Here is a 20,988-nt window from a genome sequence, read left to right as displayed (position 1 = left end):
CTCCTGGGTGAGTCGCGGCCGGGATCACTTGGCCGGCTTCATCTCGGTCACGCGCATCTCATCACCGGTCGCCGAGTTGGGCTCGTACTCGACGTTGTCCGACTCGCCGATGATCCCGGTCATGTGCGCGATGTAGGCGAACTGCGAGACCTTCTCCGGCTCGTCGGCGAAGATGCCGGCGAACGCGGCCTGGCGGTCATCGCCCTCGGCCTTGTCGGCGGCCTCGATCTGGGCGTCGAACTCCGGGGTGCCGAACGTCGACTGGGCGCCGTCGCTGAGCATGTACTGGTCGACGGAGAACTGGGCGTCACCGGCCTGGTTGCCGTGCTGGACGAGGATGATGTACGGCCCGGTGTTCTTCGGGAACGGGCGGGACTGGTACTCGACCGACGCGGCGGTGTCCATCATCTCGATCGAGACGTTGAGACCGATGTCCTCGAGCGCCTTCTGGACGACCTCGACGGTCTCGCCGACCTTGGGGAAGAGGCCGTTACGAGAGATCAGCCGGATCTTGGTGTCGGTCGGCACTCCGTCGGCCTTCGCCTCGGCGATGAGCGACTTGGCCTTCTCCGGGTCGTAGGGCCACGCCTCCAGATCCGGGTTGTGGCCCACGACGCCCTCGGGCACCAGCTGGGAGGCGACGTCCGCGTAGCCCTCGAAGAGGCTGTCGACGATGGACTCGCGGTCGATCGCGTAGTTGATCGCCTGGCGCACCCGGATGTCGTCGAGCGGAGCGTACGTGCCGGTCGACCGCAGCGCGGTCGTCTCGTTGTTCGGGTAGCGGACCGCGGCGTCGCCGGAGAGGTCCTCGGGCGCGAGCCCGGTGGCGATGTCGGCCTCGTTGTTGGTGATCATGGCGGCGCGTACGCTGCCCTCCTCACGCCACTGGTACTCCGCCTTCTTGAAGGCGGGGGTGTCTCCCCAGTAGGTGTCGTTGACCGCGAGGGTCAGCTTGGTGCCGTTCTGCCAGTCCTCGATCTTGTAGGGGCCGGTGCCGATCGGCTCGCGCACCTTGGCGGTGTCGCTGGTCGACGCGGGCACGACCTCGATGAAGGAGAGGCGCAGCGGCAGGATCGGGTCGGCCTCGGCGGTGGTCACCTCGAGGTGGGTGGCGTCGACGGCCTTGACCTGGAGGTCGTCGTCACCGAAGACGTACCCCTCGACGTTGCAGCCGAAGGTGCCGTTGACCGCGCGGTCGATGGAGTGCGCGGCGGCCTCGGCATCGAACGCGGAGCCGTCGGAGAACTTCACGCCCTCGCGGAGGGTGAAGGTCCACGTGGTCGGCTCGGTCTGCTCCCACTCGGTGGCGAGCAGCGGCTGGAGCTCGCCGGAGGCGGGGTCGCGCTCGACCAGCGGCTCGGTGATGTTGGAGCGCACCACGACGCCCGTCGAGGTCAGGTTGGCATCGCACGGTTCGAGGGTCGGCGGCTCCTGCGGGAGCACGATCCGGACCGTGTCACCGGCGGCACCGGCGCTGTCGGAGTTGGCGACGCCACACGCCGAGAGGGTGAGCGAGACAGCCATGAGCGAGGCGCTTGCGAGTCCGAAGCGGGACCGCAGCGAGGGACGAAAGTTCATGCGACTGTTCCTCCAGTCGATCGGCGACATCTACATATGTGGACGTCGTTGTCATTCGTGGATGAACCGTACGAGCGAGTTTTGTGTGACGTCAAGCACGTTGCGCAATGCCCATAGGGCATCGAGCGATGCCGTCACGATGTTGGACGCGTATCACTTCCGCTACCTAGCCTCGGGATCTCCGACGTCGTCGAACCCTTGAGGAGACCCCATGGGCCGCTACTCCCCCACCGAGCTCCGTGACGCCCTCGGCGCCGGCCTGCTGTCGTTCCCGGTGACGCACGCGACCGCCGACTACGCCTTCGACGAGGACGGCTACCGCGCCCATCTGCAGCACCTCGACGGCTTCGAGGTCGCCGGCCTCTTCGCCGCCGGCGGCACCGGTGAGTTCTTCTCGCTGTCCCACGACGAGGTGTCCCGGGTCCTGCGAGCCACCGTCGAGGAGGTCGGGGACGGCACCCCGGTGATGGGCGCGGCCGGCTACGGCACCTCCCAGGCCGTCGCGATGGCGCAGCGGGCCGAGGCCGACGGCGCCGACGGCATCCTGCTGCTGCCGCCCTATCTGACCGAGCTGCCGGGTCGCGGCCTGTACGAGCACGTCGCCCGCGTCTGCTCGGCGACCTCGCTCGGCGTGATCGTCTACCACCGCGCCAACGCCCGCTACGACGCCGACACCGTCGTCCGTCTCGCCGAGGAGTTCCCGAACCTCATCGGCTTCAAGGACGGCGTCTGCGACATCGACCTGCTCGCCACGCTCAACGCGCGCCTCGGCGACCGCCTGCTCTACGTCGGAGGCCTGCCCACCGCAGAGACCTACGCCCTGCCCTATCTGGAGCTCGGCGTCAGCACCTACTCCTCGGCGATCTTCAACTTCGCGCCGCAGTGGGCGGTCGAGTTCTACACGGCCGTGCGCAACCGCGACCGCGACGAGGTGCTCGCCCGGCTCCGCGACTTCGTGGTCCCCTACATCGCGATCCGCGACCGCGGAGCGGGCTACGGCGTCTCGATCGTCAAGGCCGGTCTCACCGCCGCCGGCCGTCCAGCCGGTCCCGTACGTCCCCCGCTGACCGACCTCACCGAGCACGAGCTGGCGGAGCTGACCACACTCGTCAAGACCGTCATCTGACGGCCACTCGACCGACAGGAGCAACCGTGACCCGCCGCATCCTCCAGGTAGGACCGCTCAAGCCGTCGCTGGCCGAGACCCTCACCGACCGCTACGACGCCCTGGTGCTGCCCGACGACGACAGCCGCGCCGCGTTCCTCGCCGAGCACGGGCCCTCGATCGGCGCCGTGGTGACCACCGGGCGTACCGGCGTACCGGCCGAGCTGATGACGCAGCTGCCCGCGCTCGGCGCCGTGGTCAACTTCGGGGTCGGCTACGACACCACCGACGTCGAGACCGCAGCTGCACGTGGCGTGCTGGTCTCCAACACCCCCGACGTGCTGACCGACTGCGTGGCCGACACCGCGATCGGCCTCGCCATCGACACCCTGCGCCAGCTCAGCGCGGCCGACCGGTTCGTACGCCGCGGCGACTGGCCGCAGGCCGGCAACTTCCCGCTGACCCGCAAGGTCTCGGGCAAGCGGGTCGGGATCCTGGGTCTGGGCCGGATCGGCCAGGCCATCGCGACCCGCTTCGAGGCCTTCGGCTGCCCGATCTCCTACCACTCCCGCCGCGAGGTTCCCGGCTCGCCCTACAGCTACGCCGCCTCCCCCGCGCAGCTCGCCGCCGACGTCGACATCCTGGTCCTCGCCACCTCCGGCGGCAGCGGTACGCAGCACCTCGTCGACCGCAAGGTGCTCGAGGCGCTCGGGCCCGAGGGCTACCTGATCAACATCGCGCGTGGCTCCGTGGTCGACCAGGACGCGCTGATTGAGCTGCTCCTCGACGGTGGCATCGCCGGCGCCGGCCTCGACGTCTACACCGAGGAGCCCACGGTCCCTGCGGAGCTGATGGCCCTCGACAACGTGGTGCTCCTCCCGCACCTGGCGAGCGGCACCGTCGAGACGCGTGCCGCCATGGAGCAGCTGACCCTCGACAACCTCGACCGCTGGCTCGCCGACGGCACCGTCCTCACTCCGGTGCCGGAGGTGACGTCTCGGGGCGCAGCGCGATCTCGGTGATGCGGTTGCCGTTCCGGGCGGTCACCTCCAGGGTGCCGTCCCGGAGCGCCAGCACCTCCCCGACCTGCGGGATGTGCCCCAGCCGAGCGATTAGGTAGCCCGCGACGGTCTCGTAGGCGCCGTCCTCGAGCTCGATGCCGGTGGTGTCGGCGAAGTCCTCGATCGTCATCGCGCCGTCGATCCGGGACAGGTCACCGTGGTCTCGGATGCGGGCCTCGCCGTGGTCGTACTCGTCGCGGATGTCGCCGATCATCTCCTCGACGAGGTCCTCGAGGGTCACGATGCCGTCGGTGCCGCCGTACTCGTCCACGACCATCGCCAGGTGGGTGCCACCCTCGCGCATCGTGGCGACCGACGGGATCACCCGCTTGCTCCCCGGCAGCGAGAGCACCGGGCGGCAGATGTCCCGGATCGTGCGCTCGTCCGTCGCGACGACACCGAGCAGGTCGCGCACGTGCAGGAAACCGAGGATGTCGTCGAAGCCCTCACCGGTCACCGGGTAGCGGGAGTAGGGCAGGTCGCGCACGGTCTCGGCAGCCGCCGGAAGCGCCATCGAGGCGGGCATGAAGGTGACGTCGCCGCGCGGACGCATCACCTCCCTCAACGTCGTCTCGGTGGTGGCGAACACGTCACGCAGGATCCGGCGCTCCTCCTCCTCGAGGTCCCGGTTGGTGGAGACCATCTCGCGCAGCTCCTCCTCCGAGACCTGCTCGGCCGATGCCTTGGGGTCACCGCCGAGCAGCCGTACGACGGCATCGGTGGAGACCGAGAGCAGCCAGATCACCGGCCGCATCACGGTGGCGAACCGGTCCAGCACGGGCGCGACGGCCAGCGAGATCCCGGCGGCCTTCTGCAGCGCCAGCCGCTTGGGCACCAGCTCGCCCAGCACCAGGGAGAGATAGGCGATGAACAGGGTCAGCACGATCAGCGCCGTGGTCTCGGCGAGCGCCTCGGTCAGGCCGAGACGCTCGAGGTAGGGCGCGACGTCGGGAGCGATCGCCGACCCGCCGTAGGCCGCGGAGAGGAAGCCCGCGACGGTGACGCCGATCTGCACCGCGGCCAGGAAGCGGTTGGGGTCGCGAGCCACCTCGGCCACCCGTGCGCCACGTGGGCCCTTGCGCTCGAGCGCGGTCAGCTGGCTCTCACGCAGCGACACCAGCGCCAGCTCGGTCGCGGCGAACACGCCGCCGACCAGCACGAACACCAGCACCAGCCCGAGGCTGAGGAATGTCTGGCTGTCCATCAGGCCCGCTCACCATCCGATCGGAACGCAGGTGAGCGGTAGGGACTTCGAGGCCTCTTCACACAGAAGAATCTACAGGCGCGTCTCTCCTTCGATGGTTGCGGAGTACCCGCTTGTCGAGCTTGACCTGACTGGCCCGCCGAGGCCGGCGCACCCGACCTGGATTGAGGCGCGTGCGGGCCCAAGGGAGATGCCCTTGGACCCGCACGGAAGAGTCTCACCTCAGAGCTGGCTGATCACCGCCTGCGCATCCCGAACCAACGCGGCACGCGCCTCGGGGTTGGCGACGTTGAGCGCGCTGGCCGCCAGGCCGGCGTACTCCTGCAGCTGCGACCGCGCAGAGGCGAGGCGCCCGGCTTCGGCGTGCTTGGCGGCCTGCCGGAGTCGCTTCTCGAGGACGCTCTCCCCGGCAGGTGTGACATCGCCGGAGCGAGCGAGCCGTTCGGTCAGGGCGGTGAGCTCGGTCAGCGACGTGGTGGTCGTGAACGTCACCGTTCTCGTCGTCGCATGTCCGGCCTTGTCGGTCGCGGTGACCTCGAGGGTGTGCGACCCGAGCGAGAGGCGCCACAGGGCGAGCTCGTCGCCGGCGACCGCGGCACCGTCCAGGGTCGCGGTCACGGACCCGACACCGGAGGTGGCGTCGGTGGCCGACCACGATGCATCCCCGGAGTTGCCGACTGCGGCCCCGTCGGTGACACCATCGACCGCGACCTGCGGAGCGGTCTTGTCGATCCGCACCACGACTTGCCCGACCTCGGAGACGTTGCCGCCGTTGTCGGTCGCGCGGTACTGCACGGTCGTGACACCTTCCGCGGACACCGTGAGCGGGTTGTTCGCGTTCTCCCAGGTCTGACCGCCGTCGGTCGAGCGCTGCCGCGAGGCGACGGTGCCGTTGTCGGTCGCCGCCACGGCCACAGACACATTCCCCGTCCACCAGCCGTTCTGCCCGGTCGGCTGCGCCGGGTTGAGCGTCGCCGAGACCGTCGGAGGCGTGACGTCGGCGAAGCCGTCGCCGACGAACCTGATCCGATCCAGAGTGACGCCGCCGGTGGAGGTCACGAACAGCTCGCCGCTGCCCGACGGCGCTCCGGTCAGGTCGGACGTCGTCTCGGACCAGTCCTCGCTGGCGACGTCGAACGAGGCGAACGGCGTCGCGTCGGCCGACCCCCATCGCAGCTTCACGCTGCCGGTGCCGCTGGCGCGCAGCTTCGCCGAGGTGATGCCGGCGAGGTTCACAGGCTTCCAGGAGAGCCAGTCGCCCGCATCGAGCGAGGTGACCTTCCGCAGGCCGCTCGCCGTGTCGTCCGGAGCGATCGCGACGCCCTCGGAGGCATCGGCCCACTCGGCCTCCTGCGACTTCGGGTTGAGGATCATCGACACCTCGGACCTGGCCGCCGGCACACCGTTGGCGCCGTTGTCGGTGTAGCCGATGACGACGACTCCGTAGATGTTCTCCGTCTCGCCGTGCTCGGTTGCATCGGCGGGAGTCGGGATCGCGAATCGGCACCCGGTCCCCTGGCTGAGCGGGTGGGCGTGGACGTCGTGCCCGAGGCCGAACGTCCAGGTCACCCGTGAGCACACCGTCGCGTTCCCGTCCTCGGCGTCGTCGGTCGTCACGTCGAACGGCACCGCCTGACCCCAGTCGAAGAAGCCTCCCTCGGCCGGCGTGGCCACCTCGATCGTCGGCGCGACGTTGCCCACGCTGATCGAGGTCGAGGTGATGCCGCGACGCCCCTCGGCATCGGTGACCCGGAGCCGAGCGGTGTAGCGGCCGAGCTCGTCGTAGGTGTGCGACGTGGTCGCCCCGGTCGCGTCGAAGGTGCCGTCGCCGTCCAGGTCCCACTCGTAGGTGAGCGCACCGCCTTCGGGGTCGACCGAGCCCGAACCGTCGAACTCGACGGTCAGCGGTGCCGAGCTGCTGGAGATGGGATCGGCGACGATGTCCGCACGCGGTGCCTTGTTGCCGACGCTGTAGTCGATCCGATAGAGCCCGGCATCCGGGTTCGCACGGAAGAAGCCGTCACCGTAGTCGAGGACGTAGAGCGACCCGTCCGGCCCGAACTCGATGTCGATCGGGCTGTCGGTGATCGGCTGCCGGTTCGTCTCGAGATCGGTGTTGGGCAGGAACTGCTCGATGTGCGAGACCGGGCCGCCGGGCCAGTCGACGGTGAACGCCGCCAGGTAGTCCTGGGAGAACTCGGCGAAGAACGCCTTGCCGTCCCAGTACTCGGGGAACTTCGTCGGCGAGGGGTTGTCCGCGTCGTAGTGGTAGACCGGACCGCCCATGGGCCCCTGGCCGCCTGCCGGACCGAAGTCGGTCAGCTCCGGCCAGGGCTGGTGGGTGTTGTTGTCGCCGTAGTAGAGCGTCGCAGCAGTGGCCGGCGGAACGGTCGAGAGCCCCGTGTTCCACCGCGAGTTGTTCTCCGCACCAGCGGCGCAGTTGAAGAAGTCCCCCGGTGTCGCCGTCTCGAAGTCCCACTCGTTGTAGTTGAACTGGTCGCCGGTGCAGTACGGCCAGCCGCCGTTGACCGGCTCGTCGGTCGCGGTCGTCTGCCACTCGACGTACCCCATCGGGCCACGCTCCGGGTTCGGCGCCCCGGCGTCCGGGCCGTAGTCGCCCCAGCTCACCGAGCCCGTGGCGGGGTCGACGTCGATCCGGAACGGGTTGCGCAGACCCATCGCGAAGATCTCCGGTCGCGTCCCCTCCGTGCCGGGGGCGAAGAGGTTGCCCTCCGGGATGGTGTACGAGCCGTCCTCCTGGACCGCGATCCGCAGGATCTTGCCACGCAGGTCGTTCGTGTTGCCCGCGCCGCGGCGGGAGTCGAAGCCGGGGTTGAACCCGGGAGCGTCGTTGTTGGGCGCGAACCCGTTCGCACCCGGGGTTCCTGCCGGGGTGTTGTCACCCGTCGCCAGGTAGAGGTTGCCCTGGTCGTCGAAGTCGACGTCGCCGGCGACGTGGCAGCACTGGCCACGCTGCACCTCCACCTTGAGGATCACCTGCTCGGTCGCGAGATCCAGCTTGTCGGCGGCCTCGTCCCACTTCACCCGGGTGAGCTGGTTGTAGCCCTTCCACTGGTCCCAGTAGGCCTCGGTCTGACCGGCGGGCAGCGTGTTGGGCGCCGAGCCGGCCGGCGTGGTCGTCGGGTAGGGGCCGGTCATGGTGCGCGGCGCGTAGTAGAGGTAGACCCAGCCCGACTCCTCGAAGTCCGGCGCGAGGGTGACCGTCTGCAGGCCGTCCTCGGAGTTGTTGTACGTCGCGATCGTGTTGACCACGCGGGTCGTACCGGCGTCGGGATCGACGAGCCGGATGTCGCCGTTGCGCGCGGTGGTGAGCACGCGCCGGTCCGGCAGGACGGCCATGTCGATCGGCTCACCGGTGTCCTTGGTGAGAGTGACCTTCTCGTAGTTGGACCAGTCCAGGGCGAGGCCGGCCCCGGGCTCGGTGCCGTGGTCGACGCCGTCGTGGGCGGCAGCGGACGTCGCGAGTGCGAGCCCGGAGGTGAGAGCGAGCGCGAGCCCGGAGGTCACTGCGAGGAGTGATCGCCGGGCACGACGGCGGGGTACCCCACCGCCTGAGCTGTGTGTGGGCATGACGGTTCCTTGGAGAGCGAGGGCGAAAGAAGCCGGAGGAGGGCGTGCGAGCACGCCCGTGGCCGGAGCGCGACCCGGTGAGGGCGCGCTCCGGCGGTCAGCGAAGGGAGAGGGGGCGGCCGGTCAGCCGCGGAGCTCGTCCATGTTCTGGTAGCTCAGCTTGGCCAGGGCCAGGGACTGGCCCGGGTTCGCCGCACCGCCGGGCGCGGTGTCCTGCTCCCACATCGGGTTGTGGTAGCCGCGCGCCGGCATGTCACCGAAGAAGGTCTGATAGTCGATGTCGCCCTCCCCGAACGGCGCCATCACGTAGCCGTTGGCCTGCGTCTCGTCCTTCTTGCCGTCCTTGGCGTGGAACAGCGGGAAGCGCATCGGCGCGGACTTGACGACCTCGAGCGGGTCGAAGCGGTCCTCGACGAGACTGCCGTCCGGGGCGGTGTAGGTGTGGTGCTTGTGCTGCGCGACGTGCGCCCAGTAGATGTCCATCTCCAGCGACACGTAGCCGGGGTCCGTGTTCGCCAGGAACCACTCCAATCGGCGCACACCGGAGGACCGCGTCGGGCGGCCCAGCGCGTCGCTCGGCCCACTGTCCAGGAGGAAGCTGTACGCCACGTCGTGGTTGTGCGTGTAGAGCTTGAGCCCGTGTCGGGCGGCGCGCTCACCGAGGATGTTCCAGCGATCGGCTGCGGCCTGCCAGTCGGCGAGGTAGGCCGACCCGGTGGGATCGCTTCCAGTCCCGATGTGTCTCATCCCCAAGATGTTCGCGACCTCGCACGCCGCGTCGAACGCGGCCAGTGACGCATCGGTGATCGTGGAGGGAACCGACCCGTGGTTCCCCTCGGCCTCGAGACCGTTGTCATCGAGCCACGTCCGCAGCAGGTGTGCGCCCTCGACGTTGTTGACGTTGCCGCCGGGCGCGTTGGCGTTCTGGTTGTAGCCTGCGAACTCGATCTGCCGGTAGCCGATCTTCGACAGCTCCTCCAAGACCGCCTTGAACCCCGAGGCGTACGGGCTGGTGGCCGGATCGCGACTGATCGCGTCGCGCACCGTGTAGAGGATGATTCCGCGCCGCGGCCGCGGGATCAGCAGCGCGTCGGCTGCGGCGGATCCGGCGAGAGGGACACCGCCGAGGGCGATTCCCGCCGCGGCCATGCCTGTGGTAGCCGCCAGCAGCTGCCGACGGTTGAGCCCGAGCTTGCGTGCGATAGCCGGAACCTCGTGGTTCGCGGCAGGGGTGGGACGGTTGCGCATCAGTGCTCCTTCGGGAGGGTGAAGCCAAGTGAGCCGCAACTGTGACCTGTGTCACGTTGTGCGATCGTCAACTTACGGTTTCCACGAAGCACCCGTCAATAGTTCTAACTCGTCATGCAAAAGTTAGAAAGTATCTTTCGAAAGTCCGGGGGAGACTCCTTTCGGACTGCCCCAATGAACCCATCCGGCAGCGTCATCCTCCGAAGCCGCCGTCCGCGGCGACGACCGAGCCGTTGAGCACCGCCCCGGCACGCGAGCAGGCGTGCACGACGGTGGCGGCGACCTCGTCGGGCGTGAGCGGGCGACGTAGGAGCTGGTGGGCGGCGAGGTCCTCCGGGCCGACCGCGTAGAGGTCGGCGGTCGCAGCGAGCATCGCGGTGTCGGTTGAGCCCGGTGAGACGGCGCAGGCGGTCACGCCCGTGCCGGCCAGGTCGGCGGCCAGGCCCCTCACCAGACCGATCACGGCATGTTTCGCGGCGTTGTAGGCGGCGAGGTGGAACAGCCCGCGCGAGCCCGCGGCGGAGGCGAGCGCGACGAACCGGCAGCCGCCGGGATCGGGCCCGGCGAGCATCGCCGGGACGGCCGCCGTCGCGGTGTTCCAGACCCCGGCGACGTCGATCTGCCACTGCAGGTCGAGCGAGGTGTCCTCCCACAGCGGGCGCCCGCCGGCGATCACCGCCGCACCTGCGACCGCGATGTCGAGCCGTCCCCACCTCGCCTTCGCGGCATCGACCGCGGCGGCCAGCGCAGCCGGGTCCCGTACGTCACCGACGACCGGTTCGACCCAGCCGGCCGGCAGCGAGGCGACCAGGGTGGCCAGGTCGGCCTTCGTGGCCTGGGGGTAGCCGGCCGGAGAGTCCTCCCCCACGCACCAGTCGAGCGCGACGACGCGTACGCCCTCCGCCACCAGCCCACGCACCGTCGCCGCGCCGATCCCGCGCGCGGCGCCGGTCACCAGCGCGACCCGTGTCGTCTCGACAGGCATCATGCCGCGGCTCTCATCCGGAGCCGGCCACCGGCAACAGGACCGCGGAGCCGAGGACGGTGTGGAGGATGTCGATCTGATCGCCCACCGCGGTGGCGGTCAGGGGCAGCCCGATGGTGGCCGGGGTTCATGACGACTCTCCTTCATCTCCGGCGTCCAGCGACGCAGCTCGAGTGACGCACAACACATTAATGACACGCAGCGTCGAAAAGAGAGAGGTACGCCCGAGCCAGCACTCTTGTGCTTCGGCGCGCCTGAGGCTGCCGATAGCGACGGGCCGTGATGGCTCGCATTCATCGTGCTCAGCGTGGCGGATTCGCGCTGATCGTGGTGTGACCAGCCGCCTGGGGCCCGAGAACACCCCGCTGTGGCAGGTGGCCTGTTCGCCACGGTCGCCACGGTCTTGGTCCTTACGGGCCCGAGTGCTCTCCAAGCTTCTCGCCGCCCATCGTATGTTGGCTCAACCGGACCAGCCGTCCAGCAGCGATGTCTCTTCGGCCTTTGAAAGAGTCAGTCCGTCCCACGCGGGCCCCACGCCTTAAGCCAGGGTGTTGGCGCTGCCTCGCCGAGCGACACGAACGGGAGTGATGCCCTGTTCCTGTGCTCCTCTGAGCCCGACGCCACCGCCGTCACCGACATGGAGCTCCTCAGGGCGGGCGTCGAGACGTTCGAGGGCTTCTCGGTAGAGCACCGAGGACGGCTCGCGGCACCCGACGTGCAGGAGAAGACGGCGTGGTCGACGTCATGCGCGAGTCGACTGGGTGGCCATGCCTCGGCGACCTCGGCGCTTGCGTCGCTGATGAGGCCTGCGACGCCGGGCTTCGCTCACGCGCTGCACAACAGTCAGCCCGTCGCGCGAGTGGAGGAAGCCGCTCGCAGCGGGCAGCGACAGTAGAACACCTCAGCAGGGTGCGGGGTGCCGAGCGGACGCGGCGGTGACGCCCAAGGCATCGATGAGGACGATCGCAGAGTTCGATGTCTCAGTCGTGGGACCAGGACACCGCGTTCATCGCCACATCAGCAACCCGGCGCAGTTCTGCCTCGCTCTTGCCCGTCGCCGCTTGAACGGCGATGCCGTACGCAACCGTCGCGATGTAGGCCGCCAGCGTGCGCGGATCCTCGGTCTCCGGCAGATCACCCTCGGCCCGCGCACGCAGAAATCGGGACTCGAGGCGCGCAGCGCCATCCTGGCGCCAGTCGACGAGGACCTTCTGGGCAGTGAGCCCGTTGTCGCCGGCGGACAATGCAGCCTGGACGCCAAGGCATCCGTGGGGTGCCTCGCTACTCGTGCTGGCAGCGGCTGCGCCGCGAAGAATGGACTCGGCGACTTCGCGTGCGGTCGGCTCGGACAGGGCACGGATTCCGTAGGAGGCTGGGCCTTCCGTGTACCGCTCGACCGCTCGGCGGAACAGCTCGTCCTTGCTCCCGAACGCCGCATACATGCTGCTGCGAGTGATGCCCATCGCCTCGGTCAGGTCCGTCAGGCTCGCCCCTTCGTACCCTTTGGCCCAGAACACTCTCATGGCTTGTTCGAGGGCGTAGTCGTAGTCGAACCCGCGGGGTCGCCCCAGCTTGGTCTGCGATGTGGGCATGGCAGTCATTGTGTCCCCTTACGGACCAGGCAGTCCAGATAAGGCGAAGGATCAGGCGTTCAAGTCGCCGTCGATGGTGAGCACAGCTCCGGTGATGAACGCCGCCGAGGCGCCCGCGACGAAAGCGACGAGGGACGCCCCGGTTCAGCACGCGGTCATCGTGGAGTAACTGGCCGCTGACGATCGAGCTCGCGCGGGCCGAGGACGGCGCGAACACCCAGGCCTGACGCCCCGGGCCGTGACGCCTGCCCGCACGGTCGAGGGCTTGCGAATAAATCTCTGACCGCCTACGTTACTTCCGTACCGATCGGTCCTGAAGTGACGTACTGGACCTAGGGACGTGACCTCGCTGCCGGGCCTGCGTGAGCGAGCACACCGAAGCAGGCCGCAGCGGAAGTGCCGCCGGCTTGGTATGAGAAGGAGAAGGATCAACATGAAAGCCGCCGTCATCGCCTCGTTCGGCGAACCCTCCGTGTTGCGGGTTGCGGAGGCTCCGCGACCGGTGCCGGGTCCGGGTCAGGTGCTGGTGCGGGTTCACGCCGCCGGGGTGAACCCGGCGGAGATCTTGGCGCGCGCCGGAGCGTTCCGCCTGCGTGCTCCCGCCATCATCGGATTCGAGTTCGCCGGCGTCGTCGAGGCGGTCGGCCTGGGCGTCGACGAGGGCGTGGTCGGCGACCGCGTCGCCGGGTGGCCGGACTCCGCCACCCAGGGCTCCTACGCCGAGTACACGGTCAGCAGCAACTTCGCGACGATCCCCGACGGCGTTTCCTTCGAGGAGGCCGCGGCTACTGTCATCGGCGCCGACAACGCGGCGAGGGCTCTCGGGCTTCTGAACCTTCGCCCGGGTGAAACGCTCGTGGTCACCGGTGCGAGCGGTGCTCTGGGCAGCGCCGCCGTGCAGTTCGCGCGACAGCGGGGTGTGACGGTGATCGGCGTCGCCGGGACTGCCAACGCGGACTTCGTCCGGAGTCTCGGGGCGACCCCTGTCGCCCACGGCCCGGGCCTGGTCGATCGCATCCGTGCCGCTGCTCCGGGCGGGGTCGACGCCGCGCTCGACACCGCCGGCAAGGGGCTCCTTCCCGCCCTCGTCGATCTTCTCGGCGGCCCCGACCGGATCGTGACGCTCGCCGACCGCGATGCCGCACAACACGGCGTCGCATTCAGCCCCGGGGGCAGCGGGAACCGCGACCGTGGCCCTGTCCAGGAAGCCCTGAATCTGATCGCCGCCGGCGCATGGACCGTACGCATCGGCCGGAGCTTCCCGCTCGACGAGGCCGCGGACGCTCATCGCCTCGTCGCCACGGGCCACACCCACGGCAAAGTCATCCTCCTTCCCTGACTCGGCCGATCGGCCGTTCAACCACGACAACAATCAATTGGAGAATCCGAAATGCCTGCAGTCCTCGTCCATGGTGTACCTGATACCCACCGGCTCTGGGACACCGTCCGTTCCTATCTTCAGCGCGAAGATATTGTGACGATCGATCTCCCCGGGTTTGGCGTACCCCTGCCAGCGGGATTCACATCGACGAAAGAGGAGTATCTCGACTGGCTTATCAAGAAGATCGAAGAAATCGGCGAACCCGTCGACCTGGTCGGTCATGACTGGGGGTCTCTGCTCACGGGCCGTCTCGCGTCTATCCGACCAGATCTGGTGCGGACATGGACAGGCATCAGCGGACCAATCGATCCGGAGTATCCGTGGCACTATCTCGCCAAGATCTGGCAAACGCCAGGCGAGGGCGAGCAATGGATGGCGGACCTCGACCTCGAGGCGTTCGCAGCAAGCCTCAACGAGGCGCAGATGCCGCGCGACGCGGCAGACGAATCGGTCCGGCATCTCGATGCCACTATGAGAGCAAGCATTCTCGCCCTCTACCGTTCGGCGATCGAGGTCGGGGCGGAGTGGAAGCCAGGTTTGAGCAACGTGACCGCACCAGCGCTAGTGATCTGGGGCCTGGACGATCCGTTCCTTCCTCACCGCTTCGCCGACGAGCTCGGTAATGCCACACGCGCACGTGCCGTCTTCAAACTGCGCAGCTCGCACTGGCCGATGATAGAGCGTCCGGCCGATGTCGCGCGCGAACTCGAGGCCCACTGGGCTCACGTGTAAAGCCTCCGCTTGGGCCACTCGGGCTCCCCGCGGCCGCTACGCGAACGGCCATGACTGCTCGCTCGCCATGGTGAGCCCGAGTGCCCACGCCTTTATTCGGAAACGATCATCGTGACGCAGCCCGGAGAGCGTTGCCGGGGCCGTACAAAGCAGGAGCATCCTCATGACGAAGTCAGCAATTACCCCGATCGGCGTCGGCCTTATCGGTGCCAGTGCCGATCGGGGTTGGGGCGGAATTGCTCACGTCCCGGCGCTCCAGGCGCTCGACGCGTTCCAGATCCGCGCCGTCAGTACGACTCGTATGGAGAGCGCGAACGCGACCGCTCGTCGGCTGGGCGCCGATCTCGCCTTCGACACACATGAGGCTCTGGTCGTGCGACCGGAAGTCGACCTCGTGGTGGTTGCGGTCAAGGTGCCGGAGCACAAGCAGATTGTTTCCGACGCGCTGGCCGCGGGCAAGATGGTTTATTGCGAATGGCCGCTCGCAAGAGACCTATCGGAGGCCGAAGCGCTGGAGGGGTTTGCCCGCGAGCGGCGGCTGCGGACGGTGGTCGGGTTGCAGGGCGGCCTGCACCCGCCGATCCTCTTCCTTCGCGACCTCGTTGCGCAAGGCGTGATCGGCAAGCCGCTCAGCACGAGCATCCGAGCGCATCTGAACGACGACATGTGGGTCGGCCGATATGACCCGCCGGTCGAGTACATGGCTCGCGCAAAGCACGGCGCCACGCTTCTGAGCATTATGCTCGGCCACGGGCTCGAACCGCTTGCGCGCGTGCTCGGCACGTTCGAGAGTCTGTCCGCCGTCGTCGCCAATCAGCGCGGTGACGGCGTCCGCCTCTCCGATGGCGCGTCGCTGCCGAAGGACGCGCCGGATGAGATCGTCGTCGCCGGCGTTCTCGAAGGCGGGATCGTCACTTCGCTGCACTACAGTGCCGGGCAGTCTGCCGGCTCGGCGATGGTATGGGAGATCCAGGGCACCGAGGGCAGTGTGCGTGTGGAGTCGGCGTCGGGCTACATCCATTTCACCGATCTCACCATCACGCTGCGCCGCGGCAGCGAGCCTGTCCAAGTGCTACAGGTCCCTCCCGCTTATGCGGCTCCCGACCTGCAACTCGACGCACCCGCAGCGGGGGTCGCCCGCCTCTACGCCCAGATCGCCGCCGACCTCCGCGACGGAACCGCCGATGCGCCGGATTTCGCGGTCGCACTCGATCGCCACCGGGTACTCGAGGCGATCACACGGGCCGCTGAAACAGGTCATCGGCAGCATCTGTCCCGCCCCAACCGAATGGACCCCAATCTTTGAACCCAGGAGAGGCACTGCCGCAGGACTCGAGGAGATGGCGATCCGCGAGCTAACCCTGACTTGATCACACAGAGCCGACCCGCACCGTGTCGAAGAACTCTGCCGACCAGCGGGACCTCGCCATCCATCCCTCTTCTTCAATGCGACGCCGGCTGCGTCGCTCGCCCACCGCTTCCCCTGCGCCGTGCGGCGCTCATCCGCATCGCCGAATCGTGCCCATGTGTCCCCACGGCGCGGACTGCTCAGGTGGCATTCGACACCAGCTGGCCGCGAAGGCACAGCTGGCCCTCATAGCGGCATGCAGGCGTGGCGTGGCCATTCGGTTGCAGGCTGGCGGCGCTGCTCGGAAGTCAGCTTTCAAAGGCACCCGGAGCAGATGTCCTCGGCTGGGATCGCTGCGCCTGGCCGGCCAGGAGGACATGATCATCGACATCGCGTTGGACCTACGCTTCGAGTCCGCTAACGCCAGCCAGTAGCCTTGCCCCATGGCCCGAGAACGCCATCGACGCCCACTCGGCGAATCCTCCCGTCCCTCCTCGATTGCCTCTGGCGCCGGGGCCGGCGACTCCGCCCCGGCGGTGGAACCACACTGGCTCGACCGCCGCGAACGCGCGGCCTGGCTGGCCACCTCCTCCATCATGATCAGCCTCCCTGCGGCACTCGATGCGCGCATGCAACGGGAATCACAGCTGACCTTCTTCGAGTACATGGTGCTCTCCGTCCTCTCGGAGGAGACCGGCCACGAGATGCAGATGAGCGCCTTGGCAGCGCGAACCGCGGCATCATTGTCTCGCCTCTCACACGTCGCTGGTCGCCTCGAGAAGCGCGGATTACTGGTGAGGAATCGTCTTCCAGGAGCAGGTCGACGTACCAGCGCAGTCCTCACCCATGCCGGCCTCGAGGCGGTCATATCCGCGGCACCAGGACACGTCGCCGCCGTTCGCGAGTACCTCATCGACCACCTGGACCCTTCCCAGCTGGCCGCTCTCGAGTCCATCGGCAGCGCCGTCCGGGCTGCCGTGGCCGGCGAAAGCACCGTCGCCTCGTCGCCGGCCTGATCCTGTGCGCGTCGCGCAGTTGATGCGCTCGCACCTTTCCGCCGCCCGAGCGCCCTCCTGACGCGGACCATCGCCGACCCCAGACCGACGGCGTTATTGATGCTTCAAGTTGACTCTGTTATGGTAGTTCTTGAAGCTACAAGTTCACCAGGATAGGGGCTCTCATGATCACGGCGTCGCTCAACGGTCTGAATGTCTCCCGCATCGGCCTCGGCGCCATGGGGATGTCGGCCTTTTATACGGGCGCCGGCCGTTCGGACGCGGAGGCGATCCGAACGATCCACCATGCACTCGATGCTGGCCTGACCCATCTCGACACTGCCGAGGCGTACGGGCCGTTCACGAACGAGGCACTGATCGGCCGAGCGATTCGCGGTCGCCGCCGGGATCAGGTCGTCCTCGCGACGAAGTTCGGGGCACTCTCCCACACGAGTCGACCTGGACGCGACAGCAGCCCGGCAAGCATCCGGCAGGCCGTCGAGGGGTCCCTGCGACGATTGGGCACCGATTACATCGACCTCTATTACCAGCACCGAGTCGACCCTGAGGTCCCGATCGAGGAGACCGTCGGCGCGCTCTCCGACCTTGTGGCCGACGGGAAGGTACGCCACATCGGCCTGTCCGAGGCTGGGGCCGAGACCATCCGTCGAGCGCACTCCGTCCATCGCCTCGCCGCTGTCCAGACCGAGTACTCATTGTGGACCCGTGACCCGGAGGCGGCCATCCTCCCCGTCACGCGGGAGCTCGGGATCGGCTTCGTCCCCTATGCGCCCCTCGGCCACGGCTTCCTGACGGGGACCATCCGCACTCTTGAGGGTTTCGCCGACGACGACTGGCGCCGCACCAACCCCCGCTTCGCAGACGGCAACCTCGAGCACAACCTGCGCATCGTGGACCAGGTGCACGCTGTCGCAGCCGCCGTCGACGCGACGCCCGCCCAGGTGGCCTTGGCCTGGCTGTTGGCGCAGGGCGACGACGTCGCGCCCATCCCGGGCACGACCAAGGCCATGAGGGTCGACGAGAACGTGGCCGCCCTGGACCTGCGCCTTACCGCGGAGCATCTTGATCTGCTCGCCGCGGTCGGCACCCCGGTCGGCGAACGGCACCGCCCGGCAGACATGAACGCTATCGACCGTTAGCAGCCACTCCCCATATAGAGCGGACCATCGCCGTCCTGGCATCGCGAGCGTGCAGTCGCGGCCAGGCACCGAGGCGAGCCGGAACCGCCTACTAGACGCGCCCGGCCATCTTTGCGCACCGACCACACCATACGCAGGGCGGAGAGACCGTACCTGATGACTGATAACAAGAACGAGAGATGCACTATGTCGAAGGAACCCATCAGAGTCGGCATCATCGGGGCCGACACCAAGGCGAGCTGGGCCGGGGCTTCGCACGTCCCCGCACTGGCGGCTCAGCCAGAGTTCCGGCTCGCCGCCGTCGCGACGCGCCGAGAAGAGAGCGCCCGTAGTGCGGCCGAGGCGTTCGGCGCCGATCGGTGGTTCGCGGACCCGATGGAGTTGATCCGAGATCCTGACATCGATCTTGTCACTGTCGCCGTCAAAGTCCCGGCCCACCGCGAGCTGGTGCTCGCCGCGTTGGCCGCCGGCAAGGCGGTCTACTGTGAAGCCCCCCTGGGCACGACACCCAAGCAGAGTGAGGAAATGGCAGCGGCAGCCAGCCGGCTGCACACCGCCATCGGCCTGCAGGGCCGGGCGAACCCCGCCGTTCGACGCGCGGCCGAGATGATCAGCACCGGTCAGCTCGGACGCGTCCTCTCCGCGCGGGTCACCGCGACCACGTTCGGGAACGGTCCCGAGTCGGTGACCGCCTACGAGTACTTCGACAAGGCAGAGGCCGGGGCTGGATTCCTGCAGATCGCGGTCGGTCACGTCCTCGACGTCATCGAGGCGGTTCTGGGGGAGATTGCCGAGATCGACGCTCGCACGGAGCTGCTATGGCCCGAGGTTCGGCTGGTGGATACCGACACGACGACGGCCCGCGAGATCCCCGATCACCTCGATGCCGTCGCCAAGACCGCGTCAGGGGCCTCGGTGGGCATCCAAGTCCTCGCTGGCGTACCGGCCGACCAGGCCGAGTTCAGGCTAGAGGTTCGCGGCACGGAGGGACGGCTGACCCTGATCGGCCATCACCCGGCGGGCGTGCAGGTCGGCGACCTGACCCTGGCCTCCGACATCGAGTTCTCGGCACCCGACGCACCGGTCGCGACCGGCACCGGTCCGACGGCGGCCGAGATCTGGAAGGGCGCCTCCATCAACGTCGGCGAGGTCTACGCCGCACTGGCCCGCGATATCCGGAACGGAACTTACCTCACGCCCGGGTTCGAGCATGCTGCGCACAACAGCCGCCTGGTCGCCCGGACCCTGGTCGCCGCAGAGACCGGCGTCCGCCAGCTGCGGCGGAGCTGGTAGCGCCGACAGGGACAGGACGTTGCATGGCCCCGATGACTGCGACTTCACCGCAGCTCTCCGAACTGGACCGGCGTCCGCGGTCAACATTGCGGACGCCGGTCCAGTTCTGGCCAGGTACGCAGCCCATCACGATTGCGCGAACGGATTCTCCTCCGCGTGCCGGTGCCCCCAGACGTCCGACGTCCCGAAGCGTGCGGGACCCAGCCCTCGGGGATCTGAATGCCACCGCAGCCGATCTCCAGATGGAATCCACTGGGGTTCTTCACGTAGAACGAAAAGCCTTGTCATTCGTGTGCCGCCCCAGGCTGATCGCCACAGGAACCCCATTGTCGAGTGCGCAGTCGTGCGCTCGGCCGACGCCGTCGCCGCGGCTAGGCGGTTGGGTCACCCGCCTTCGCCCTGATCGAAGCCAAGGGCTCAACCGGTTTCGCTGCGTCAGCAGGCGTCACCTGTCACCGTGAGTGCCGATCGCCAGGCGTGGGCAGCCGGCCATCACGCATCGCCCCCGTGTCGATCGGCGTCCTCTTCCTCGAGCCTGGCCAGCCAGGCGTCGATCTCGGAGCGCCGGAATCGCAGACAGCGACCGACCGGAATCCGATCGATCCGCGAGCCTGCGTGCGCAGGTCGTAGAGCGTTTGGACACTCACCCCGAGCTCCTCGGCCAGATCCTTGATCGAATAGGACGCCTCGAAGGCGCCATGGAGGACGTTGTCGACCTCACCGCCACGGACATCGTCGCGCCCGGCATCGGTCGGGGTGAGAGCTCTGGAGGTCTTCATGCACCCGAGGTACGCGCCCGTCTCCGAGTCGATTCGCAGCCGTCCGAGACGGCGCGCAGAGATTCCGAAACCGGAACGATAACGCGATAAATGCGAGTCAGGGCCATGTTCAAATCCTTCAATTAGGATTCAGAACACGGCCCTGATCAGGTGTTTCGGTGGAGGTGAGGGGACTCGAACCCCTGACCCTCTGCATGCCATGCAGATGCGCTACCAGCTGCGCCACACCCCCGTGGCGTTGTCCCGGTTGATCACCCCGGGCAACGAGAAGAACAGTAGCGGAATGCTCCCGCGATCACGAAATCGGGGTCCCCATTCCGTACGTCGCGAGTCGCCAGGGCGCCGCCGGGATGAGTCCGTGAGCGGACTCCCGGGCGGTGAGCTCGATCCAGGCGCAGTTCGTCAGCGGGGCGAGGGTGGTGACGACGGACGGGTCCCAGCCGAGGAAGGCGGCCAGGCCCTGCCGGATCGCACCGCCGTGAGCGACGACCACGACGGTCTCGCCGGGTGCGACGGTCTCGGCGACGTCGTGGAGCGCGCCGCTGAAACGTGCCGCGACCGTGGGCCAGGACTCCCCGCCGTAGGGCTCCCAGCTGGCCGGCATCTCACCGAAGCGCTCGAGGATCTGGGCGCGGTTCATCCCTTCGGCCTCCCCTGCGCAGACCTCCCGCAGCCGTGGGTCGTACGCGGCCTCGAGACCGGTCTCGTCGGCGACGTACGCAGCGGTCTGTCGGGCCCGCATCAGGTCCGAGGAGACGAGGCGGGTGACGGCGAAGGTCGTCACGAGAGCGCGAGCTGCGGCCTTGGCCTGCTGGTGGCCGGTCTCGGCCAGCTCGATGTCGGTCTGGCCCTGGTAGCGGCCGTCGGCGTTCCAGCCGGTGACTCCGTGGCGGAGCAGGATGAGGCGACGGATCTCCGCAGGCTCGACCACCGGAC

General features: G+C 68.4%; 16 protein-coding genes and 1 tRNA gene. 8 read left to right on the top strand and 9 right to left on the bottom strand.

Going from position 1 to position 20,988, the window contains the following annotated elements:
- Positions 1 to 24 precede the first annotated feature (24 nt).
- Positions 25 to 1,578, bottom strand: a complete 1,554-nt coding sequence (locus tag ACIO3S_RS16195) for an ABC transporter substrate-binding protein (protein ID WP_400465472.1) — start codon at positions 1,576 to 1,578, stop codon at positions 25 to 27.
- Between the two features lie 211 nt (positions 1,579 to 1,789).
- On the opposite strand from ACIO3S_RS16195, the gene kdgD reads away from it, so the two are divergent.
- Both kdgD and ACIO3S_RS16185 read left to right on the top strand, forming a co-directional pair.
- Complete coding sequence (gene kdgD, locus ACIO3S_RS16190; RefSeq protein WP_400465470.1) at positions 1,790 to 2,704, top strand: 5-dehydro-4-deoxyglucarate dehydratase; 915 nt, start codon at positions 1,790 to 1,792, stop codon at positions 2,702 to 2,704.
- A 26-nt stretch (positions 2,705 to 2,730) separates the two neighbouring features.
- Entirely contained in the window at positions 2,731 to 3,705 is a 975-nt protein-coding gene (locus ACIO3S_RS16185; protein WP_400465467.1) for a 2-hydroxyacid dehydrogenase, read from the top strand.
- Here the strand turns inward: ACIO3S_RS16185 and ACIO3S_RS16180 are convergent.
- The 5 genes from ACIO3S_RS16180 to ACIO3S_RS16160 form a co-directional block, all read right to left on the bottom strand.
- Positions 3,656 to 4,948 carry a hemolysin family protein gene (locus tag ACIO3S_RS16180; RefSeq protein ID WP_400465464.1) on the bottom strand — a complete coding sequence of 431 codons (1,293 nt, stop codon included), beginning with the start codon at positions 4,946 to 4,948 and terminating at the stop codon, positions 3,656 to 3,658. The genes ACIO3S_RS16185 and ACIO3S_RS16180 overlap by 50 nt on opposite strands.
- 222 nt (positions 4,949 to 5,170) lie before the next feature.
- Positions 5,171 to 8,539: a PQQ-dependent sugar dehydrogenase gene (locus ACIO3S_RS16175; protein ID WP_400465461.1), complete on the bottom strand. Its 3,369-nt coding sequence runs from the start codon at positions 8,537 to 8,539 to the stop codon at positions 5,171 to 5,173.
- Between the two features lie 123 nt (positions 8,540 to 8,662).
- Positions 8,663 to 9,787: a sugar phosphate isomerase/epimerase family protein gene (locus ACIO3S_RS16170; RefSeq protein ID WP_400465459.1), complete on the bottom strand. Its 1,125-nt coding sequence runs from the start codon at positions 9,785 to 9,787 to the stop codon at positions 8,663 to 8,665.
- Positions 9,788 to 9,980: 193 nt separating this feature from the next.
- Positions 9,981 to 10,775, bottom strand: coding sequence for a mycofactocin-coupled SDR family oxidoreductase (locus tag ACIO3S_RS16165; RefSeq protein WP_400465456.1), 795 nt, complete (start codon positions 10,773 to 10,775; stop codon positions 9,981 to 9,983).
- 977 nt (positions 10,776 to 11,752) lie between these two features.
- On the bottom strand, positions 11,753 to 12,364 hold the full coding sequence (locus ACIO3S_RS16160) for a TetR/AcrR family transcriptional regulator (RefSeq protein WP_400465453.1): 612 nt from the start codon (positions 12,362 to 12,364) through the stop codon (positions 11,753 to 11,755).
- Between the two features lie 433 nt (positions 12,365 to 12,797).
- Here ACIO3S_RS16160 and ACIO3S_RS16155 point away from each other — a divergent pair, with 433 nt between their 5' ends.
- From ACIO3S_RS16155 to ACIO3S_RS16130, 6 genes are all read left to right on the top strand, one after another.
- Complete coding sequence (locus ACIO3S_RS16155) at positions 12,798 to 13,703, top strand: NADP-dependent oxidoreductase (RefSeq protein WP_400465450.1); 906 nt, start codon at positions 12,798 to 12,800, stop codon at positions 13,701 to 13,703.
- A 51-nt stretch (positions 13,704 to 13,754) separates the two neighbouring features.
- Positions 13,755 to 14,477 carry an alpha/beta fold hydrolase gene (locus ACIO3S_RS16150; protein ID WP_160027888.1) on the top strand — a complete coding sequence of 241 codons (723 nt, stop codon included), beginning with the start codon at positions 13,755 to 13,757 and terminating at the stop codon, positions 14,475 to 14,477.
- A 163-nt stretch (positions 14,478 to 14,640) separates the two neighbouring features.
- Complete coding sequence (locus ACIO3S_RS16145) at positions 14,641 to 15,783, top strand: Gfo/Idh/MocA family protein (protein ID WP_400465448.1); 1,143 nt, start codon at positions 14,641 to 14,643, stop codon at positions 15,781 to 15,783.
- Between the two features lie 671 nt (positions 15,784 to 16,454).
- Positions 16,455 to 16,841 (top strand): MarR family winged helix-turn-helix transcriptional regulator, encoded by a 387-nt coding sequence (locus ACIO3S_RS16140; protein WP_400465446.1) that lies wholly within the window; start codon positions 16,455 to 16,457, stop codon positions 16,839 to 16,841.
- A gap of 164 nt (positions 16,842 to 17,005) precedes the next feature.
- Positions 17,006 to 17,980, top strand: coding sequence for an aldo/keto reductase (locus ACIO3S_RS16135; RefSeq protein ID WP_400465444.1), 975 nt, complete (start codon positions 17,006 to 17,008; stop codon positions 17,978 to 17,980).
- Positions 17,981 to 18,166: 186 nt separating this feature from the next.
- On the top strand, positions 18,167 to 19,273 hold the full coding sequence (locus tag ACIO3S_RS16130) for a Gfo/Idh/MocA family protein (RefSeq protein ID WP_400465441.1): 1,107 nt from the start codon (positions 18,167 to 18,169) through the stop codon (positions 19,271 to 19,273).
- Between the two features lie 452 nt (positions 19,274 to 19,725).
- Here ACIO3S_RS16130 and ACIO3S_RS16125 read toward each other — a convergent pair whose 3' ends face one another.
- From ACIO3S_RS16125 to ACIO3S_RS16115, 3 genes are all read right to left on the bottom strand, one after another.
- Complete coding sequence (locus ACIO3S_RS16125; RefSeq protein ID WP_400465438.1) at positions 19,726 to 20,052, bottom strand: transposase; 327 nt, start codon at positions 20,050 to 20,052, stop codon at positions 19,726 to 19,728.
- 159 nt (positions 20,053 to 20,211) lie between these two features.
- Positions 20,212 to 20,284: transfer RNA gene (locus ACIO3S_RS16120), tRNA-Ala, on the bottom strand.
- 63 nt (positions 20,285 to 20,347) lie between these two features.
- The gene (locus ACIO3S_RS16115; RefSeq protein WP_400465435.1) at positions 20,348 to 20,983 is read right to left on the bottom strand and encodes a histidine phosphatase family protein; all 636 of its coding nucleotides are present in this window, start codon (positions 20,981 to 20,983) and stop codon (positions 20,348 to 20,350) included.
- Positions 20,984 to 20,988: the final 5 nt, after the last annotated feature.

This window comes from Nocardioides sp. NPDC087217, from assembly GCF_044744805.1.
In the GTDB taxonomy this organism is placed as follows: domain Bacteria; phylum Actinomycetota; class Actinomycetes; order Propionibacteriales; family Nocardioidaceae; genus Nocardioides.
This window is presented reverse-complemented; position numbering and strand designations above follow the sequence as displayed.

What these genes read in the sequence shown, in the direction of transcription:
- ACIO3S_RS16155 (WP_400465450.1), top strand. Translation starts at nt 12,798, where the DNA reads ATGAAAGCCGCCGTCATCGCCTCGTTCGGCGAACCCTCCGTGTTGCGG.
- ACIO3S_RS16140 (WP_400465446.1), top strand. Translation starts at nt 16,455, where the DNA reads ATGCAACGGGAATCACAGCTGACCTTCTTCGAGTACATGGTGCTCTCC.
- ACIO3S_RS16170 (WP_400465459.1), bottom strand. Translation starts at nt 9,787, where the DNA reads ATGCGCAACCGTCCCACCCCTGCCGCGAACCACGAGGTTCCGGCTATC.
- ACIO3S_RS16165 (WP_400465456.1), bottom strand. Translation starts at nt 10,775, where the DNA reads ATGATGCCTGTCGAGACGACACGGGTCGCGCTGGTGACCGGCGCCGCG.
- kdgD (WP_400465470.1), top strand. Translation starts at nt 1,790, where the DNA reads ATGGGCCGCTACTCCCCCACCGAGCTCCGTGACGCCCTCGGCGCCGGC.
- ACIO3S_RS16195 (WP_400465472.1), bottom strand. Translation starts at nt 1,578, where the DNA reads ATGAACTTTCGTCCCTCGCTGCGGTCCCGCTTCGGACTCGCAAGCGCC.
- ACIO3S_RS16175 (WP_400465461.1), bottom strand. Translation starts at nt 8,539, where the DNA reads ATGCCCACACACAGCTCAGGCGGTGGGGTACCCCGCCGTCGTGCCCGG.
- ACIO3S_RS16150 (WP_160027888.1), top strand. Translation starts at nt 13,755, where the DNA reads ATGCCTGCAGTCCTCGTCCATGGTGTACCTGATACCCACCGGCTCTGG.
- ACIO3S_RS16135 (WP_400465444.1), top strand. Translation starts at nt 17,006, where the DNA reads ATGATCACGGCGTCGCTCAACGGTCTGAATGTCTCCCGCATCGGCCTC.
- ACIO3S_RS16125 (WP_400465438.1), bottom strand. Translation starts at nt 20,052, where the DNA reads ATGAAGACCTCCAGAGCTCTCACCCCGACCGATGCCGGGCGCGACGAT.
- ACIO3S_RS16160 (WP_400465453.1), bottom strand. Translation starts at nt 12,364, where the DNA reads ATGCCCACATCGCAGACCAAGCTGGGGCGACCCCGCGGGTTCGACTAC.
- ACIO3S_RS16130 (WP_400465441.1), top strand. Translation starts at nt 18,167, where the DNA reads ATGTCGAAGGAACCCATCAGAGTCGGCATCATCGGGGCCGACACCAAG.
- ACIO3S_RS16180 (WP_400465464.1), bottom strand. Translation starts at nt 4,948, where the DNA reads ATGGACAGCCAGACATTCCTCAGCCTCGGGCTGGTGCTGGTGTTCGTG.
- ACIO3S_RS16145 (WP_400465448.1), top strand. Translation starts at nt 14,641, where the DNA reads ATGACGAAGTCAGCAATTACCCCGATCGGCGTCGGCCTTATCGGTGCC.